General features: G+C 72.1%; 13 protein-coding genes and 1 other RNA gene. 5 read left to right on the forward strand and 9 right to left on the reverse strand.

All coding sequences use genetic code 11. The annotated features are described in order from the left end of the window. Positions 1 to 66 precede the first annotated feature (66 nt). The 5 genes from ssrA to ftsE all read right to left on the reverse strand — a co-directional run bounded on the left by ssrA (position 67) and on the right by ftsE (position 4113). Positions 67 to 472: a transfer-messenger RNA gene (gene ssrA, locus ACPT94_RS22570) on the reverse strand. A gap of 130 nt (positions 473 to 602) precedes the next feature. Beyond that, entirely contained in the window at positions 603 to 1145 is a 543-nt protein-coding gene (smpB, locus tag ACPT94_RS22575) for an SsrA-binding protein SmpB (RefSeq protein WP_360345716.1), read from the reverse strand. Positions 1146 to 1225: 80 nt separating this feature from the next. Beyond that, a complete protein-coding gene (locus ACPT94_RS22580; protein ID WP_360345636.1) occupies positions 1226 to 2395 on the reverse strand; it encodes a S41 family peptidase in 1170 nt (389 codons plus the stop codon). Positions 2396 to 2463: 68 nt separating this feature from the next. Further along, on the reverse strand, positions 2464 to 3381 hold the full coding sequence (gene ftsX, locus ACPT94_RS22585; protein ID WP_360345638.1) for a permease-like cell division protein FtsX: 918 nt from the start codon (positions 3379 to 3381) through the stop codon (positions 2464 to 2466). A 42-nt stretch (positions 3382 to 3423) separates the two neighbouring features. Beyond that, on the reverse strand, positions 3424 to 4113 hold the full coding sequence (gene ftsE / locus ACPT94_RS22590; RefSeq protein WP_004000799.1) for a cell division ATP-binding protein FtsE: 690 nt from the start codon (positions 4111 to 4113) through the stop codon (positions 3424 to 3426). A gap of 244 nt (positions 4114 to 4357) precedes the next feature. On the opposite strand from ftsE, the gene ACPT94_RS22595 reads away from it, so the two are divergent. Next, entirely contained in the window at positions 4358 to 4549 is a 192-nt protein-coding gene (locus ACPT94_RS22595; protein ID WP_189943196.1) for a hypothetical protein, read from the forward strand. A 90-nt stretch (positions 4550 to 4639) separates the two neighbouring features. Here ACPT94_RS22595 and ACPT94_RS22600 read toward each other — a convergent pair whose 3' ends face one another. The 4 genes from ACPT94_RS22600 to ACPT94_RS22615 all read right to left on the reverse strand — a co-directional run bounded on the left by ACPT94_RS22600 (position 4640) and on the right by ACPT94_RS22615 (position 10479). Further along, positions 4640 to 5596 (reverse strand): hypothetical protein, encoded by a 957-nt coding sequence (locus tag ACPT94_RS22600; RefSeq protein ID WP_425246680.1) that lies wholly within the window; start codon positions 5594 to 5596, stop codon positions 4640 to 4642. Between the two features lie 311 nt (positions 5597 to 5907). Continuing rightward, positions 5908 to 7014: a peptide chain release factor 2 gene (gene prfB / locus ACPT94_RS22605; protein ID WP_425246681.1), complete on the reverse strand. Its 1107-nt coding sequence runs from the start codon at positions 7012 to 7014 to the stop codon at positions 5908 to 5910. A gap of 147 nt (positions 7015 to 7161) precedes the next feature. Continuing rightward, positions 7162 to 8415 carry a serine/threonine-protein kinase gene (locus tag ACPT94_RS22610; protein ID WP_360345642.1) on the reverse strand — a complete coding sequence of 418 codons (1254 nt, stop codon included), beginning with the start codon at positions 8413 to 8415 and terminating at the stop codon, positions 7162 to 7164. A gap of 372 nt (positions 8416 to 8787) precedes the next feature. Further along, on the reverse strand, positions 8788 to 10479 hold the full coding sequence (locus ACPT94_RS22615; protein WP_360345644.1) for a serine/threonine-protein kinase: 1692 nt from the start codon (positions 10477 to 10479) through the stop codon (positions 8788 to 8790). 392 nt (positions 10480 to 10871) lie between these two features. Between ACPT94_RS22615 and ACPT94_RS22620 the strand changes: the two genes are divergently transcribed. The 4 genes from ACPT94_RS22620 to ACPT94_RS22635 all read left to right on the forward strand — a co-directional run bounded on the left by ACPT94_RS22620 (position 10872) and on the right by ACPT94_RS22635 (position 18431). Beyond that, on the forward strand, positions 10872 to 14489 hold the full coding sequence (locus ACPT94_RS22620) for an FHA domain-containing protein (protein ID WP_425246682.1): 3618 nt from the start codon (positions 10872 to 10874) through the stop codon (positions 14487 to 14489). A gap of 333 nt (positions 14490 to 14822) precedes the next feature. Next, positions 14823 to 16202, forward strand: a complete 1380-nt coding sequence (locus tag ACPT94_RS22625) for an ABC transporter substrate-binding protein (protein ID WP_425246683.1) — start codon at positions 14823 to 14825, stop codon at positions 16200 to 16202. A gap of 7 nt (positions 16203 to 16209) precedes the next feature. Continuing rightward, a complete protein-coding gene (locus ACPT94_RS22630; RefSeq protein WP_425246684.1) occupies positions 16210 to 17553 on the forward strand; it encodes a carbohydrate ABC transporter permease in 1344 nt (447 codons plus the stop codon). Then, a complete protein-coding gene (locus ACPT94_RS22635; protein ID WP_425246685.1) occupies positions 17550 to 18431 on the forward strand; it encodes a carbohydrate ABC transporter permease in 882 nt (293 codons plus the stop codon). Before ACPT94_RS22630 ends, ACPT94_RS22635 begins: the two co-directional genes overlap by 4 nt. Positions 18432 to 18539: the final 108 nt, after the last annotated feature.

Raw genomic sequence — 18539 nt, forward strand, 5'->3', positions numbered from 1 at the left:
CCCCCGCGGGGTGGGGGGGGGGGGGGGTGGGGGGGGGGCCCCCCCCCCCCCCCCCCCACCTCCATCTCGTGGAGATGGCGGGAATCGAACCCGCGTCCAACGGTGCGGAACCAGGGCTTCTCCGTGTGCAGTTCGCTGTGATTTTCTCGGCCCCGGCGATCACGCGAACAAGTCGCCGACGGGCCCAGTCACTGTTTGGTTTCCCTCTTCACCCCGTGACCGGGATCAAGGTTTAGTTCCCTAGCTGATGCCAGGATCCGGGTCGGGAACGAGCCCGGGCTGACACTCCCTTAAGTAAGGGGCAGTTGCCTAGCTACCTGAGATCAGGCGGCGAGGGCGAACTGCGTCGCCTTGGGAGAATCGCTCTTGATAGTGGCGATTATTTTTTTCGGCCTGTGGTTTACGAGATCATGGCCGCTTCCTCGACACGCTTCCCCTGCTTCGACAGCCGCTGTCGAAACCGATCATCCCCATGTTGATTTTTCAATCCCTCCGCAGAGGGCCCGCACCCGCTGTGGAGTGCAGGTGCCATCGTACGTGACCAACGCACACCGATGCCAGCGTATTCCCGGGTGCCGGGATCCGCCTGCCGGGCGACCGGCCTACGCGCCCCGCTGCCGCCGCTTCGCCGCCGCGATCGCGCGGTCCGTGTCCCGGCGGTCCTGCTTCTCGCGCAGGGTCTGCCGCTTGTCGTACTCCTTCTTGCCTCGCGCCAGCGCGATCTCGGCCTTCGCGCGGCCGTCCTTGAAGTACAGGGCGAGGGGCACGATCGTGTGACCCGTCTCCTCCGCCTTCACCGCCAGCTTGTCGATCTCCTCACGGTGCAGCAGCAGCTTGCGCTTGCGGCGCGCGGAGTGGTTGGTCCAGCTGCCCTGGCTGTACTCGGGGATGTGGGCGTTGTGCAGCCACGCCTCACCCCGGTCGATCTGGACGAAGCCGTCGGTCAGCGAGGTCCGCCCCTGACGCAGCGACTTCACCTCGGTGCCGGTGAGGACGAGCCCGGCCTCGTAGGTGTCGATGATCGCGTAGTCGTGCCGGGCCTTCTTGTTCTGGGCGACGATCCTGCGCTTGCCGCCCTTCTCGCCGTCCTTGGCTTTGGCGGCCGCCCCGCCCTGCTTGGGCTGGGACTCCTTCGGTACGTACATTCCCTTGCTCATAGTCCCGCCATTTTCGCACCTGGAGGGGGCTGGAGGGAAAGCCGATTACGCCATGGCCGCAAGGTCGCTCAGGACGCGTCGCCGAGCCCGCTCAGCACGGTCTCGGCCCGCTCCAGCGCCCCGTCGTCGGCCTCCAGGTCGGGGGTGATGCCGGTGCCGTCGACGCCGTGGCCGGAGGGGGTGCGGTAGTGGCCGACGGTCAGCTCGGCGACGGAGCCGTCGGGCAGCCGGTTCGGCATCTGGACCGAGCCCTTGCCGAAGGTGCGGGAGCCCACGACGACCGCGCGGCCGCGGTCCTGCAGGGCGCCGGTGAGCAGTTCGGCCGCGCTCATCGTGCCGCCGTCGACCAGCGCGACCAGCGGTCTGGTGGTGTCGCCGCCCGGCTCGGCGTGCAGGGCGCGCTGCTCGCCCTCGACGTCGTAGGTGGCGACGAGGCCGCCGTCGAGGAAGGCGGAGGCGGTGGAGACGGCCTCGGTGACCAGGCCGCCGGAGTTCCCCCGCAGGTCGAGGACGATCCCGGATCCGGCCGGGGCCCGGCGTACGGCGGTACGGACGGTGTCGCCGACGCCCTTGGTGAACGCGGCGATCCTGATGACGGTGACGCCGTCGGCGAGGCTGCGCACGGTGACCGAGCCGGTGGACAGCCGGGCCCGGCGCAGCGTCTCGGTCCACGCGCGCGTGCCGCGCTCCAGGCCGAGACGGACGGTGGTGCCGGCGGGCGCGTCCTCGGCGTCACCGCGCAGTAACGAGACGACCTCGGTGACCGGGCGCCCGTCGACCGCCTGCCCGTCGACACTGCGCAGCCGGTCACCCGCGCGGATCCCGGCGACGGCCGCCGGCGACCCGGACTGCACCTTGGTGACCTCGATCCGGCCGTCCCGCTCGCGCCGCGCCTCCAGGCCGACGCCGGTGTACCGGCCGTCGAGGGACTCCGCGAACTCCTCGTACTCGCCCTCGGAGTACACCGCGGCCCACCGGTCCCCGCTGCGGCTGACAGCCCGCTCGGCGGCCTCCAGGGGCGACTTCCCGTCGGCCATCGCCTCCTCGGCGGCCCTGGTCACCGCCTCGGGATCACTGAGGGAGGCGGCGGCACGAGCCTCGCCGGACGCCCTCCCGCGACCGTCCCCCGGCAACGAGCCGGTCGCCGCGCCCGCGACGAGCACACTTGCGAACACCAGGGTCAGGGCGGCCCCACGGCCGAAGCGGCGGGAGGGACAGAACGGGTCACGGCCTGACATGGCGGTGAGTCTAGGGGAACGCGAAGGGGCCGCACGGTCGCTTGCCCGTACGACCCCCTTGGCATGCGTCACACCTTGAGGTACTTGCGCAACGCGAAGAACGCGGCCAGCGCGGGCATCAGCAGGCTGGTGGCGAGGATGAGCGGAAGCTTCGTGAGAACGGCGTCCCAGCCGATGAAGTTGATCAGATTCAGCTTCTCCGACAGGGCCAGACCGTGGTCGATGATGAAGTACCGCGCGATCACGAGGAATCCGCAGGCGACCGTGCCGCCGATGAGACCCGCGACCGCGGCCTCCGCGATGAACGGCGCCTGGATGTAGAAGCCCGAGGCGCCGACGAGCCGCATGATCCCGGTCTCACGCCTGCGGCTGAACGCCGAGACGCGCACGGTGTTGACGATCAGCATGAGGGCCACGACGAGCATCAGCGCCATCACGGCCCGCGCGGCCCAGTTCATGCCGTTGAGCAGCCCGAAGAGGTTGTCCAGGATCCCCTTCTGGTCCTGCACCGACTGCACCCCGTCCCGCCCGTCGAAGGCGGTCGCGATGACCTGGTACTTCTCCGGGTCCTTCAGCTTGATGCGGTACGACTCCTGCATCTGGTCCGGGGTGAGGGAGGCGGCCAGCGGGGAGTCGCCGAACTGCTCCTTGTAGTGCTTGTAGGCCTCGTCCTGCGACTCGTAGGTGACCGAGTCGACGACCGACATCTTGTCGAGGTCGGACTTGATCTGCTTCTTCTGGTCGTCGGTCACCGCGCCCTTGGCGCAGTTGGGGTCGGACTCGGCGTCGCTCTTGTTGCAGAGGAAGATCGAGACGTTGACCTTGTCGTACCAGTAGCCCTTCATCGTGTTGACCTGGTCGCTCATCAGGAGCGAGCCGCCGAAGAGCGCCAGGGACAGGGCGACGGAGACGATGACGGCGAAGGTCATCGTCAGGTTGCGACGGAGACCGACACCGATCTCGGACAGTACGAACTGGGCACGCATGGCGTGTACTCGAGGCCTTTCCGTGGACGTCTGCGGGGTCGATCAGTGCTGGTAGCCGTAGACGCCGCGTGCCTGGTCGCGGACGAGGCGGCCCTTCTCCAGCTCGATGACGCGCTTGCGCATCTGGTCCACGATGTTCTGGTCGTGCGTCGCCATCACCACGGTGGTGCCCGTCCGGTTGATCCGGTCGAGCAGCTTCATGATGCCGACGGAGGTCTGCGGGTCGAGGTTGCCGGTGGGCTCGTCGGCGATGAGCAGCTTGGGCCGGTTCACGAACGCCCGCGCGATGGCCACCCGCTGCTGCTCACCACCGGACAGCTCACCGGGCATCCGGTCCTCCTTGCCGCCGAGCCCGACGAGGTCGAGCACCTGCGGCACGGACTTGCGGATCTCGCCGCGGGACTTGCCGATGACCTCCTGCGCGAAGGCGACGTTCTCCGCCACCGTCTTGTTCGGCAGCAGCCGGAAGTCCTGGAACACCGTCCCCAGCTGGCGGCGCATCTGCGGCACCTTCCAGTTGGAAAGACGCGCGAGGTCCTTGCCCAGCACGTGCACCTGACCGTGGCTGCACCGCTCCTCGCGGAGGATCAGCCGCAGGAAGGTGGACTTACCGGAGCCGGAGGACCCCACGAGGAACACGAACTCGCCCTTCTCCACCTCTAGGGAGACATCCCTGAGTGCGGGGCGGGTCTGCTTGGGGTAGACCTTGGAGACGTTGTCGAATCGGATCACGGATGCACCACGGGTCGCCGGGGGTAGATGAGCGTGACCATACGCGAACCGGGTACGCATGCGCAGGCACCGGTTGCGGTTGCGCGGGGCTTGTGCGCTTTTGTACCGGACAGCCTTCGAAAGGGGCCGAGGCCGACGGCCGCGCAACCTCCGGAGGAACCTGGCACAGTGGTGAGGGGGAACGTTCGCGCTCGCGTGAGCGTTGTGTACATGGAAACCGGTGGGGTGCAAGGAGGGCGAGCGCATGACGTACGACCGGCTGGTGTGCGCTAACTGCGCGGCGCCCGTGAGCGAGGGCCGGTGCCCCGTGTGCCGCGCGAACCGCGAGCGGATGCAGCAGGAGAACTTCTTCGCGGGTCTCAACCCGATGGCGCTGATCGCGCTGCTGGCGGTGCTGGTGGCGGCGGTGGCGCTGCTGGCCCACCAGACCGCGTAACGACGTCGTACGACGCCGAAGGGGCCCGGAGCAGGCAAGCTCCGGGCCCCTTCACATGCGCGCGCACGGTGCGTACGAACGCGGCTACCGTCAGGCAGCCGCCCCGCCACGACCCTCGACGAGACGCGGCAGCACACGGAAGCCGATGCCGCCGGCGATCATCGTCGCGGCGCCGATGACCAGGAAGGCGGTCTGCCCGGCACCGGTCTCGGCCAGCTCCTTGCCACCACCCTGGGCGGCCGCGTCGGAGGTGGAGTCGGAGGTGTCGGTCAGCGCGGAGCTGCCGGCCTCCTGCACGGAGGTGCCGTCGGGGGTGGTGCCCGAACCACCGGTGGAGGAGGAGCCGCCCCCGGTGGTGGCGGAACCGCCGGTGGAGTCCGAACCGCCGGTGGAGTCGTCGCCGCCGGTGCCGCTGGAGGAACCGGAGGAGCTGGTGCCCTGCGAGGAGCCGGAGGACGTGCCTGTGGAGGTGCCGGTGGAGGTACCCGTCGACGTGCCCGTCGAGGTGCCCGTGGACGTACCGGTCGACGTACCCGTGGACGTACCCGTCGAAGTACCCGTGGACGTACCCGTCGACGTACCGGTGGAGGTACCGGTCGACGTACCCGTCGAGGTGCCCGTGGACGTACCCGTCGAAGTACCGGTCGAGGTGCCCGTGGACGTACCGGTCGACGTACCCGTCGAAGTACCGGTCGAGGTGCCCGTGGAGGTACCGGTCGACGTACCCGTCGAGGTGCCCGTGGACGTACCCGTCGAAGTACCGGTCGAGGTGCCCGTGGACGTACCGGTCGAGGTACCCGTCGAAGTACCGGTCGAGGTACCCGTAGACGTGCCACCGGGGTCGCATTCCGGGCCCGTGCCGATCTGGCAGGGGTCGGGGTCGCCCGGCGCCTTGTCGCCCGCGCCCGTCAGGGTGTCCACCAGGCTGCTCGCGCCACCCTCGTCCCCGGCGGCCGAGGCAACGCCCGCCACCGTCAGCGAGGCGCCCGCGGCGATCACGGCGCCGGCGGCAATGCGCGCGACCCGGATCCGCGTCTTCTTGGTCATATGGTTGCTACCCCCAGTAGCCGAATTGTCGATGAGGCCGCGCTCGGGGCGGTGATCGACGGAGGTAGTGGTAGCTGAGATGTAGCTGAAGCCCCCCGGTTCACATGCGCCCCAGAGATACGCATGCCACGCTTCACCCTTCCCATTTTTCAAAGCAACGTCAAGGTCATTGCGTACGCAATGTCCAAGTCGGCACGCTTTGCCGGGAGTTGGATCTGTGATTGTGATGCAAAACCCAGACATCACGGGATCGGTGGCGAAGAAAAAAGGCAACCGCCCCTACTTCAGGGGCGGTTGCCTTGTCGACAAACCTACTTCTCCTGCTGCTTGCGCCAGCGAATCCCGGCCTCCAGGAACCCGTCGATCTCACCGTTGAACACGGCCTCGGGGTTACCGACCTCGAACTCGGTACGCAGGTCCTTGACCATCTGGTAGGGGTGCAGGACGTACGAACGCATCTGGTTGCCCCAGGAGTTGCCGCCGTCGCCCTTGAGGGCGTCCATCTTGGCCTGCTCCTCCTGCCGGCGCCGCTCGAGCAGCTTCGCCTGCAGAACGTTCATGGCGGTCGCCTTGTTCTGGATCTGCGACCGCTCGTTCTGGCAGGAGACGACGATGCCGGTGGGGAGGTGCGTGATGCGCACCGCCGAGTCGGTGGTGTTGACGCCCTGACCGCCCGGGCCGGAGGACCGGTAGACGTCGATGCGCAGCTCGGACTCGTCGATGTCGACGTGGTCGGACTGCTCGACGACGGGAAGGATCTCGACACCCGCGAAGGATGTCTGCCGGCGCCCCTGGTTGTCGAAGGGCGAGATGCGCACGAGCCGGTGGGTGCCCTGCTCGACGGAGAGCGTCCCGTAGGCGTAGGGGGCCTGCACGGAGAAGGTGGTCGACTTGATGCCGGCCTCTTCCGCGTAGGACGTCTCGATGAGCTCGGTCTTGTAGCCCTTCTGCTCCGCCCAGCGCAGGTACATCCGCTGCAGCTTCTCGGCGAAGTCGGCCGCGTCGACGCCACCGGCCTCGGCGCGGATGTTGACGAGCGCCTCACGGGAGTCGTACTCACCGCTGAGGAGCGTGCGGACCTCCATCTCGTCCAGCGCCTTCTTGACCGCGGTGAGCTCGGACTCGGCCTCGGCGCGGGTGTCCGGGTCGTCCTCCTCCTCGGCCATCTCGAAGAGCACGGCGAGATCGTCGATCCGCCCCCGCAGCGCCTCGGCCTTCCTGACCTCGGCCTGCAGGTGGCTCAACTTGCTGGTGATCTTCTGCGCCTCGTCCGGGTTGTCCCACAGGGACGGCGCGGCCGCCTGCTCCTCGAGCACGGCGATGTCTGCCCTCAGCTTGTCGAGGTCCAGAACGGCCTCGATCGACTCCATGGTCGAGGAGAGGGACTTGAGCTCTTCGGATACATCGACGACTGCCACGCCTCCAGCGTAACGGCTCCGCCGAGCGGGCAGTGCCGGGCGACCGCCGCCACCGAGGCACCGGCCCCGGTACGGCCCCCGCCGGGGGCGAAGGGGCGGAGCCCCTGGGGGACGGGAAAGGTAAGGGCGGCGGGGGCGGAACCCCTCTCAGGGCGACGCCGGCGCCGAGTTCTTCGTGTCCTGCGGGCTCGCCCCCGCATCGTCCCCCGACGTCACCGCCCACGTCCCGACCCCCACCGCGGCGACCAGCGCCACCGCCGCCGCGCCGAGCGCGATCCGCCGCCGTCGCGCGGACGCACGGTTGCGGGCGGAGCCGGGTCGCGGCGCTCCCGCCGCCCGCGGCACCCGAGCCGTCCCGTGCGCCCCACCCGCCAGTTCGTCCGGCGCGGGCACCCGCATGGACGTGTGCGTGTCCCGGTTGGAGTCGGGCCTGGCCCCGGGAACCAGCGGCACCGACCCCCGCCGCACGCCCGCGGCCGAGGAGGACGCCGGGGACGGCGCGGCCTCGTCCGGCTCTCCCCGCGTCCCCTCCTCCGCCGCCTCCACGTCCGGCTCGTCCACGTCCAGCGGCGGCATCCCCGCAAGCGTCGGCAGCTGCTCCCGCAACCGCGCGGCCAGCTCGGAGGCCCGCAGCCGGGAGGCCGGCGCCTTGGCCAGGCACTGCACGAGGAGCTGCCACAGCTCGTCCGGGATGCCGGGGAGCGGGGCGACGCTCTCCGTCACGTGACGGCGCAGGACCGCGCCCGGATGCCCGCCGCCGAACGGCGTGAACCCGGCCAGCAGCTCGTACAGCACGGTCGCCAGCGCGTAGATGTCCACGGAGGCGCGCGGCGGAAGGCCCTCCACGATCTCCGGGGCGAGATAGTCCGGCGTACCGATGATCTTCGTCGCGCGCGTCCGCTTCGGGGTGTCGATCAGCTTGGCGACCCCGAAGTCGGTGAGCAGCGCCCGGTGCGAACCGCCGGGACCGAGCGGGCCCTGCATGTCCAGCAGCACGTTCTCGGGCTTGACGTCCCGGTGGACGACCCCGGCCGCGTGCGCGGCGGCGAGGCCCTCGGCGACGTCCGCCACGATGGCCACGGCGGCCTCGGGGGCGAGGCGCCGGTCACGGTCGAGGCGGGTGCGCAGATCCGTACCGCGGACGAGGTCCATGACCAGCGCGAGGTCGTTGCCGTCGACCACGAGGTCCCGTACGGAGACCACGTTGGGGTGCTCCAGGCCGAGCAGGGCGGTGCGCTCCTGCACGAAGCGGCCCACCAGCTCCTCGTCGGACGCGAGGTCCTCGCGCAGCAGCTTGATGGCGACGGGTCCGTCCGGCCCCTCGCCCAGCCACACCGTGCCGGCGCTGCCCCGCCCCAGGATCTGGTGGGCGGTGTACCGGCTGCCGATCTTCCGTGCCAAGACTGCTCCTACCGACGCGTGTTGCCGACAAAAGTACGCGTCCGGAGAGCCAACCTTCACCGCGGAGACGGAAATCACCCGCCAGGTGTCGACAAATCCCCAAACTCACGGTCGGGTTCCGTCGCACGGCAAGGCTCCTGGGCCCCGCCAGGCGCCCTGAGCCATCAGGTGCTGTCAGCCGTCAGGCCCCTGAGCAGTCAGGCGCCGTCAGCCGTCAGACCCCCTGAGCCGTCAGTTCCGTCAGGCGCCCGCCCCGCGCACGTCCCCGCCCCGCGCACGTCGACGCATCCACTGTCCCGAAAGGCGCCCCGTTTTCTTCGGGCATCCGTGTCCCGCCCCAGGCACTCCGTCCCGTCAGGAGCCCCGGTCCCGTCAGGCGCCCCCCGAGCCCCCGCCCAGGTCGCCGATCCACCCGGTGACCTTCTCGAACCAGTCGCCGAGCTGCTCCCAGTAGCCCTTGCCCGTGCCGATCCAGTCCTGGAGCGGGCTGAACTCCCAGACCAGCCATCCGGCCACGACCAGGATGACGATCGTGAACAGGCAGCCCTTCAGGCAGCCGAGGCCGGGGATCCTCATCGGGTTGGCGCTGCGCTGCCGCGGCTCGCGCGGCGGCCGGGGCTCCGCCGCCGGACGCTGCCGGGGCTGCGGCTGCTGCGGCGGCGGGGCGTACCGCTGCGGCTGCTGCTGGGGCTGCTGCGGCGGCGCGTACTGCTGCGGCTGAGGCTGCGGGTGGCCGTAGCCGCCCTGCGGCTGGGGCCGCTGCTGCGGCCTCGGCTGCTGCTGGCGCGGCTGCTGCTGCGGGCGGGCTACCTGCCGCTGGGGGCGGCGGCGCAGCGGGTCCTCGCCGGGGTCCAGGTACTGGACCTGGGTCTGCTCGTTGCGGTCGCGGGCCGCGCGCAGCTGCGTCTGCCAGGGGTGCGGCTGCTCGGGCTGCTGCCCCTGCTGGCCGGGCTGGTGCGGCGGCACCGGCGGCAGGACGGCCGTCGGGTCGGCCGCGCCCGCCGGGCCCCCGGTGTGGGGCAGGACGGCGGTGGGGTCGGCGGCGCCCGGCGGGTTCCCGGGGCCGGAGGTGTGCGGGAGCACACTGGTCGCGGCGTTCGGGTCGTACGCGCCCCCGGGGGCACCCTGGGGGGCGCCCGGTACGGTCGCGGGCGCCGGGTCGGGCGCGAGGAGGTGACCCACGCCCTCGGCGGCGGCGATCTGCAGGGAGTTCGCGTGCACCCCGATGCCCTCGGCGACGACGCGCAGCCCGCGCGCGAGGTTCTCCGCGCTGGGGCGCTCGTCGGGGTTCTTGCGCAGGCAGCGCTCGATGACCGTCCACAGCGGGTCGGGCACCGTGGACGGGCGGCGCGGCTCGGCGCTGAGGTGCTGGTGCAGGACCTCCAGGGCGGAGCCGCCGCCGAAGGGCGGACGGCCGGTGACGAGCTCGTACAACAGGATGCCGGCGCCGTAGACGTCGACGGCGGAGGTCTGCGGGCGGCCCTCGGCGGACTCCGGAGCGACGTACGCGGGCGTGCCGACGAACTCGCTGGTGCGGGTCAGGCCCGGGGAGTCGGCGAGGCGGGCGATGCCGAAGTCGGTGAGCAACGGGTGCATCTCGCCGCCGTTCTGCATCAGCAGGACGTTCGCCGGCTTCAGGTCGCGGTGGACGACGCCGTCGGCGTGGCTCGCGGCGAGCGCGTCGGCGATCTGCGCGGTCAGCAGGGCGGCGCCGACGGGCGTGAAGGGGCCGTTCTCGCGCAGGTAGCGGTGCAGGTCGGGGCCGTCGACGAGGTCCATGACCAGCGCCAGCAGATCGCCCTCGACCACCAGGTCGCGGACCCGGACGATGTTCGGGTGCGTCAGGCGCAACAGGACGGAACGCTCCCGGAGGAAGCGCATCACGACATCGGGGTCGCTCGCGAGCTCTTCCTTGAGGACCTTGATCGCGACGGTCTCCCCGGGCTGACCGGGCACGGCCGCCTCGGCGCCCGCGGTCTCGCGCTGGCGGGCCCGCCAGACGGTGCCCGTGGCGCCGCGTCCGAGCGGCTCCTCAAGGAGGTACTTGCTCCCTACCGGACGCACGTCATGCGCTCCCTGCTGCTTGCTTGCGATCTGTTCGGACCCACTTGTTCCGACCCACTGTAGTGCCGTGCCACCGACACCGGCCTGTCGTCTTCCTCCGGGCTTCCTGTGGGCCCTGTGTACGGTTACGCGCCCCTTCCCGTCCATGTTCGAAGGAAAGACGCTCGCCTCGGTCCGTTGGTTGCCGGAGACGGACGTGACCGATCTCAAGCGGGCGTCGGTGGGTCACCTGTCAGGCACTTTTGCGGGCAGAGCCGACCAATCAAGATCACTTGTCTCCCGGTGACGGGCGCATTGTCAGTGACAGGTGCGAGGATGCGTGCAGTACTGGCCGACGTGCTCGTGTGGGGTGGGGGAAGTCCGCGCCCGGGCAGAAGGGACCGCTGACGGCGATGCAGATCCGGCTGACCGTCGTAGACCCGCAGACCCCGCCCGCCGAGGCGCGGGGCCGTGCCGCGAGCTGCGACGTGCTGGTCACCGCGCCCGCCGGCACGGCTCTGGCCGCGGTGGCGTCCGCCCTCGCCGCGGCGGTCTCCGGGGAGGGCGGCGCCGCTCCGTCCGGCGGAGCGCAGCCCGTGCTGTACGCGGGCGGGGAGCGGCTCGACGCCGGGCGCTGCACGCTCGGCGAGCCCCCGTTGATCGACGGCGCCGTGCTGTCGCTGGGCGCCCCGGCCGACCCCGAGCCGCATCCGGAGGTCGACGACGCCCCGGCCCGGCTGGACGTCGTGGCGGGCCCGGACGCGGGCGGGGTGCATCTGCTGCACGGCGGCCAGATCCGCGTCGGCCGCTCCGCCGACGCCGACGTCCCGCTCGACGATCCCGACGTCTCCCGTCTGCACTGCGCGGTGACCCTCTCCCCCGACGGCCGGATCACGGTCGCCGACCTCGGCTCCACCAACGGCACCACCCTGGACGGCACCCCCGTCGGGACCCGCCCCCTGCGCCTTGCTCCCGGCGCCCTGCTCAGGGTCGGCGAGTCGGCCCTGCGGCTGGCTCCGCCCGGAGGGCCGGGCGCGCGCGTGGCGACGACTCCGGACGGCGAGGGACACGTCCGGGTGCCGTGCGGGGACGCGGAAGCCGGTGACAGCCCGGCGCCGACGTCGGGTGCGGCACACGCGCGCGGGCCAGGCGACAGCAGCGGCGGAGACCGGGCCGGCGCTCCCGACTCCGGGGGGCACACGCGCGTGCCCGGCGACGGGCGCTCCGAAAGCGACGGCGGCAGGACGGGCGCGGCCCACGCCCCCGGCGGCCCGGGTGACGCGAGCGCGTCCCCTGCGGGCGTGCCACGCGACGAGGCCATCGCCGCCCCCGCCGGGCCGGCCGGGCCCACCGGCCACACCCACGGCACGGTCGACTGGACCGGCTCCGCCCCCACCCGCGGCGACCGCCCCGACAAGGCCGGGGACGTGCCCCTCGTGCCGGGCCAGGGCGGCGCTCCCCGCATCGAGAGCCGCGGGGACGCCCGGCCCCCGTCGCGGGCCGACGGCTCCGGCGACACCCACGCCGGCCGCTCGGGCCTCGGCTCCTTCACGACGACGCCCGAGGCCCGCGGCCCGCACACGCCCACGCCCCGCGCCGAATCCCCGGCCGCCGCCCCGCCCGGCGGCGCCCATGGCTCCCAGGGTCCCCACGCCCCGTACGACTCCCGCGACGACGCGGGCGGCAGCGCCTCCCGTCGCAAAGGCACGCCCCTGCGCGGCACCGACGTACCGCAGGGCCTGCGCAAACGCGGTGGTCTGTCCGCCTGGGCCCGCCGTCTGACCGGCGGACGCGGCAGTGACCAGGAGACGGCCGCACCGGAGCCCTACGCCGAGGAGGCGGCCGGCGCCACGGCGGTGCCGTCGGCCGGCCCGGCCGCCCCCATACCGGACACCTGGCCGGACCCGGCCACACTGCTGCTGACCGCGCTGGGCCCGGGCCCGCGCCTGTGGGAGCGCGGGCCGCGGCACCCGGAGGCCCTCGCGGTCCGGCTCGGCACGGCGGACCGGGCGGCGCCCGACGGCTCGGGGCTGCTGCCCGCCGTACCGGTGACGGCGGGTCTGCGCGAGGTCGGTGCGCTGGGGCTGGCCGGGCCGCGCCCGCGCCTGGCCGGACTGGCGCGCGCGGTGCTGGCCCAGCTCGCCGCGCTGCACTCCCCGGACATCCTCGAGATCGTCCTCATCAGCACGGACCGGGCGCGTTCCGAGGAGGAGCGCACCGCCGAGTGGTCCTGGCTGGGCTGGCTCCCCCATCTGCGCCCCGGACACGGCCAGGACTGCCGCCTCCTGCTGGCCTACGACCGTGACCAGGCCACCGCCCGCGTGGACGAGCTGCTGCGCCGTCTGGAGGACCACCTCACCGGCGCCGGCACCGCCGCCCCCGCGCCCGTCTCCCCGCCCCGGAGCACCGGCCGCCGCCCCTCCTGGGCGCTGGCGGACGACTCCGCCGACGGCTTCCCGGGCCCGTACACGGTCGTCGTCGTGGACGGCGACCCCGGCGGCGCCGACCTGCGCGAGGCGACGGCCCGGCTGGCGGCGGCGGGCCCCCGGGCCGGCATCCACGTCGTGTGCCTCGCCGAGACGGCCGCCGCCTCCCCCGCCTCGCCGGTGACGGACACGTACGAGGCGGCGTGTGCGGCGGCGCCGACGTTCCGGGCGTGCGGTGCGGTCGCGCTGCTCAGCGGGGACGTGGCGACCGCGCTGCGGCTGCTGCGGGTCGCACCGGCCGGCTCGGACGCGGAGCGGCCCGGCCCGGTGGGCCACGGCACCGTCGGTGCGGTCGACGCGGTCTCCCCGGCCTGGGCGGAGCGCTTCGCGCGGGCACTCGCCCCCCTGCGCCCGGACGGCACGGCCGACGGCGAGCGCCCCACGCGCGTGTCGGCACCGCTGCCGTCGTCGGCGCGCCTCCTCGACGAACTGGGCCTCGCCCGGGCGACGCCCGCCTCCCTGATGGCCCGCTGGGCGGACGCGGCCGACGACACGGAGGCACTGGGCGGCCGGGCCTGGGCCGTCCTCGGCGCCGGACCACGCGGCCCGGTCTCCGTGGACCTGGCCGCCGAGGGCCCCCACCTGCTGATCGAGGGCCCGCCCGGCAGCGGGCGTACGGAGCTGCTGCGGGCGGTCGTCGCCTCGCTGGCCGCCGCCGAGCGCCCGGACCGGCTGGGCATCGTGCTGCTGGACGGCCGGGACACCGTCGGCAAGGGCGGCGGAGGCCATGGCGACGGCCTGCGCGTCTGTACGGACGTACCGCATGTCACCACGCATCTCACCGCCAACGACCCGGTCCGGATGCGGGAGTTCGCGCAGTCGCTGAGCGCCGAGCTGAAGCGGCGGGCCGAGTTGCTCGGGCGGTCGGACTTCGCCGAGTGGCACACGCACCGCGCGGTCTCCGGCCGCATCGTCCCGCAGCGCCGGCCGAACGGCCCCGCGGCCGGCGCCGCCGACCTCGACACCCCGCCCAGTTCGACCCTGCGCCTGCGCCCCGGCGCGGCGGCCCGGCAGCGGACGGAGGCGGCACCGCCGCTGCCCCGCCTCGTGGTCGTCGTCGACGACCTGGACGCCCTGGTCTCCCCTGCCCTCGGCTCCCCCGGCCGGCCCGCCGCGGGCTCCGTCATGCGGGCGCTGGAGGCGGTCGCGCGCGACGGCGAGCGGCTCGGCGTGCACCTGGTGGCGGCGGCCGGCCCGGGAGGCCGTACGGCGGAGTCGGAGCCCGCCCGCCGGGCCACCCTGCGGATCACCCTGGAAGCCCACGGCTCGGGCGCGGACGAACCCGCTCCCGGCCGAGGCCGTCTGCAGGGCGCGGACGGCCGTCTCACCCCGTTCCAGGGCGGCCGCGTCACCGGCCGCATCCCGCGCACGGCGACCCTGCGTCCCACGGTGGTCCCCCTGGAGTGGCACCGCATGGGCGACCCCCCGGCCCGCCGGCCCGTCCGCGAACTGGGCAACGGCCCGACCGACCTCGCCCTGCTGGCGAGCGCGCTGGAGCGGGCGGCCCGCGAGGTGTCGGCGGCGGAGGTGCCGTCGCTGTTGTAGCGCGGTCCCCCGGCCGGCGCCGTGCCGCCGCGCGCTTCCCGGCGTTGCGGCGCGTGCGCCTCTCAGCGCCGGGCGGGCGCCCTGTTCCAGCACCGGTCGGCGGGAGACAGCCCGTGCGGCACCGGTGGACGAGTCCGTTCAGGTTGGAGCGGGCGCCCGGGGCGCGGGTCCTCGGCGACGCCCGGGCAAAGACATGTGCACCCTGCAGTCACGACGCGGTCACGATCTCCCGCTTGACAGGGCACGCGTACTTGCCGACCCCAGGCACCCGGCGTAGACCGGTGCCACGGGACAGCGCTCGAACGTTCGACGAGGACGAAGAACGGGGAAGTGATGCGCAGCACGAGCCACACCATCCGGACACGCAGGACCGTGAAGGCAGCCGCCGCGCTCCTCGCGGGAGCGCTCGCGCTCTCGCTCGGCGCGTGCGGCGGCGACGACGACAAGAGCGGCGGAACCGAGAAAAGCCCGGCCGAGGAGTCGGGCAGCACCCTCACCCTTCCCAAGCTGAACGGCACGACCCTCGAGGTCGCCGCTGTGTGGACCGGCGCGGAGCAGGCCAACTTCAAGAAGGTGCTCGCGGAGTTCGAGAAGCGGACCGGCGCCAAGGTGACCTTCGTGCCGGCGCAGGACCCGATCATCAACTTCCTCGGTTCGAAGGTCGCGGGCGGCCAGCCGCCGGACGTCGCGATGCTTCCGCAGCCGGGCGCCATCAAGCAGGCCGTGGACAAGGGGTGGGCCAAGCCCCTCGGCGCCGAAGCCCTGAAGGAGGTACAGAAGAACTACTCCCAGGGCTGGCAGGACATCGGCAAGATCGACGGCAAGCAGTACGGCGTCTACTACAAGGCCGCCAACAAGTCGCTGATCTGGTACAACGCCAAGGTCTTCGAGAACGCGGGGGCCGCCGAGCCCAAGACCTGGGACGAACTCCTCACCACCGCGCAGACGGTCTACGACTCCGGTGTCACCCCGTTCTCCGTGGGCGGCGCCGAGGGCTGGACCCTCACCGACTGGTTCGAGAACGTCTATCTCTCCCAGGCGGGCCCGGAGAAGTACGACCAGCTCGCCCAGCACGAGATCAAGTGGACGGACCCGTCCGTGAAGGCGGCGCTGACCACGCTCGCGCAGGTCTGGGGCAAGAAGGACTACGTGGCGGGCGGCGCGGCCGGCGCGCTGCAGACGGACTTCCCGGCCTCGGTGACGCAGGTCTTCACCGGCGGCGACCAGCCGAAGGCGGCGATGGTCTACGAGGGCGACTTCGCGCAGGTCAACATCGGCCAGGCGGGCGCGAAGGTCGGCACGGACGCGAAGGTGTTCCCGTTCCCGACCGTGGGCGACACCGCGCCCGTGGTCTCCGGCGGTGACGCGGCGGTGATCCTGAAGGACTCCAAGGGCGCGCAGGCCCTGGCGACCTTCCTGGCCTCGCCGGACGCGGCGGAGATCCAGGCGAAGCTAGGCGGCTACCTCTCGCCGAACAAGAACGTCGACTTCTCCGTCTACCCGAACGACGTGCAGCGCAAGATCGCCCAGTCGCTGATCAAGGCGGGCGACGACTTCCGCTTCGACATGTCCGACCAGGCCCCGCAGGCCTTCGGCGGCACGCCCGGCAAGGGCGAGTGGAAGGACCTGCAGGACTTCCTGAAGAACCCGACGGACGTGGCCGGCATCCAGGCGAAGCTGGAGTCGGACGCGGCGGCCGCGTACGGGAACTGAGCCGGGGATGAAGTCGGCTGCGGCGGCGGGGGTTCCTGGAGCCCCCGCCTCTCCTCGCTCGCGCAAGAGCGTGACCGGTACCCGAAGGACGGTGGCAGCGCTGTTCCTGCTGCCCGCCCTGGTGCTGCTGGGCGCGCTCGTGGTCTACCCGATCGGGTACTCGGTCGTGCGCAGTTTCTACGACCAGTCCGGCGACGGCTTCGCCGGCGTCGACAACTACAAGGCCCTGTTCACGGACGACGGCATCCGTACGGCGCTGAAGAACAACGTGATCTGGGTGGTGTTCGCGCCGACGGTCGCGACCGCGCTCGGTCTGATCTTCGCGGTGCTGACCGAACGGGTCCGCTGGGGGACGGCGTTCAAGCTGGTCGTCTTCATGCCGATGGCGATCTCGATGCTCGCGGCCGGCATCATCTTCCGGCTGGTCTACGACCAGGATCCGGACAAGGGCGTCGCGAACGCGGTGTGGGTCGGGGTGCACGACACGTTCGCGCAGTCCTCGGCGTTCCCCAAGGCCCACCCGGGCCGGGAGTCGCCGCTGAAGCCGGACGGGGGCGGCTTCGTCACGAAGGCGACCGTCTCCGTGGGCGACTCGGTCGCCCTGCCCCTGGTCGGTGTCGCCCCCGACCAGATGCCCGACGACGCGAAGCGGGCCGCCCAGGCACAGCCCGAACCGGGAAAGGTCACGGGCACGGCCTGGCAGGACTTCACCCGCGGCAAGGGCGTCGGCCGGCTGGGCCAGGTCGACGCGTCCGAGCTGGGCTACCCGGGGATGCGGATCGAGGCGGTCAAGGACGGCAAGGTCGTCGCGTCGACGAAGGCCGCCGACGACGGCACGTTCACGCTCCCCGCGGCGGCCGACGGGGCGCAGTTGCGGTTGCCGGCGAGCAACTTCAAGGAGCCGTACAACGGTCTGGACTGGCTCGGCCCGTCGCTGGTCACCCCGGCGATCATCGGGTCGTACATCTGGATGTGGGCGGGCTTCGCGATGGTGCTGATCGCGGCCGGGCTGGCCAGTGTCCCGCGGGAGCTGATGGAGGCGGCGCGGGTCGACGGGGCGAACGAGTGGCAGGTGTTCCGCAGGGTCACGGTGCCGCTGCTCGCGCCGGTCCTCGCGGTCGTCGTCGTCACCCTGATGATCAACGTCCTGAAGGTGTTCGACCTGGTGTTCATCATCGCGCCGGGCTCCTCCCAGGACGACGCGAACGTGCTGGCGCTGGAGCTGTACCGCAAGGGCTTCTCCGAGGACCAGCCCGGCGTCGCCAGCGCGATCGCGGTGTTCCTGCTGCTGCTGGTGATCCCGGTGATGTGGTTCAACATTCGCAGGCTGAGGCGGGAGGTGCGGCGATGACGGCCTCCGTCGAGACCGTGCGGGCGAAGCAGTCGCTGGGCGCGAGCATCGTCGAGAAACTCGGCGGCGGCCTGGTCCGTGTCTTCCTGGTCGTCGTCGGCCTGTTCTGGCTGGTGCCGACCATCGGCCTGCTGATCTCCTCGCTGCGCTCACCGGAGGACATGAGCGCCAGCGGCTGGTGGACGGTCTTCTCACAGCCGTCCCAGCTCACCGTCGACAGCTACGAGAAGCTGCTGGAGAACAGCGACATCACCCACTCGATCGTCAACACCGCGCTGATCACCGTGCCGGCGACGGTCCTGGTCGTCGTCATCGGCTCGCTCGCGGGATACGCGTTCGCGTGGATGGAGTTCCCGGGCCGGGACTGGTGGTTCCTGGGCGTGGTCGGCCTGCTGGTGGTGCCCGTGCAGGTGGCGCTGATCCCGATCGCCGAACTGTTCGGCAAGATCGGCCTGTTCGGCTCCGTCCTCGGCGTGATCCTCTTCCACGTGGGCTTCGGCCTGCCGTTCGCGGTGTTCCTGCTGCGCAACTTCTTCGCGGAGATCCCCCGCGAGCTGCTGGAGGCGGCCCGCCTCGACGGCGCCGGTGAGCTGCGCCTGTTCGCGCGGGTCGTGATGCCGCTGGGCGGGCCGGCGATCGCGAGCCTGGGCATCTTCCAGTTCCTGTGGGTGTGGAACGACATGCTGGTCGCGCTGGTGTTCACCAACGCCGACAGCCAGCCGATCACGGTCGCCCTGCAGACGCAGGTACGGCAGTTCGGCAACAACATCGACGTGCTCGCGCCCGGCGCGTTCATCTCGATGGTGATCCCGCTGGCCGTGTTCTTCGCGTTCCAGCGGCAGTTCGTGTCCGGCGTGATGGCCGGCGCGGTCAAGTAGGCGGCGCCGCGCTCCAGGGGGCGGGCCGTCACCGGTCCGCCCCTCGCCGTTCACCCGGCGTCCCCCGAATGACGTAGGCGGACGTAACCAAGTCACTCCATCGGCCGT

Origin of the sequence: Streptomyces aurantiaciflavus, from assembly GCF_049808595.1 — a bacterium.
Classification (GTDB): domain Bacteria; phylum Actinomycetota; class Actinomycetes; order Streptomycetales; family Streptomycetaceae; genus Streptomyces.

Bases quoted from the DNA above. Each gene is read 5' to 3' on its own strand.
- smpB (WP_360345716.1), bottom strand. From the start codon at position 1,145: ATGTACGTACCGAAGGAGTCCCAGCCCAAGCAGGGCGGGGCGGCCGCC.
- ACPT94_RS22580 (WP_360345636.1), bottom strand. From the start codon at position 2,395: ATGTCAGGCCGTGACCCGTTCTGTCCCTCCCGCCGCTTCGGCCGTGGG.
- ftsX (WP_360345638.1), bottom strand. From the start codon at position 3,381: ATGCGTGCCCAGTTCGTACTGTCCGAGATCGGTGTCGGTCTCCGTCGC.
- ACPT94_RS22595 (WP_189943196.1), top strand. From the start codon at position 4,358: ATGACGTACGACCGGCTGGTGTGCGCTAACTGCGCGGCGCCCGTGAGC.
- ACPT94_RS22600 (WP_425246680.1), bottom strand. From the start codon at position 5,596: ATGACCAAGAAGACGCGGATCCGGGTCGCGCGCATTGCCGCCGGCGCC.
- ACPT94_RS22620 (WP_425246682.1), top strand. From the start codon at position 10,872: ATGCAGATCCGGCTGACCGTCGTAGACCCGCAGACCCCGCCCGCCGAG.
- ACPT94_RS22625 (WP_425246683.1), top strand. From the start codon at position 14,823: ATGCGCAGCACGAGCCACACCATCCGGACACGCAGGACCGTGAAGGCA.
- ACPT94_RS22630 (WP_425246684.1), top strand. From the start codon at position 16,210: ATGAAGTCGGCTGCGGCGGCGGGGGTTCCTGGAGCCCCCGCCTCTCCT.
- ACPT94_RS22635 (WP_425246685.1), top strand. From the start codon at position 17,550: ATGACGGCCTCCGTCGAGACCGTGCGGGCGAAGCAGTCGCTGGGCGCG.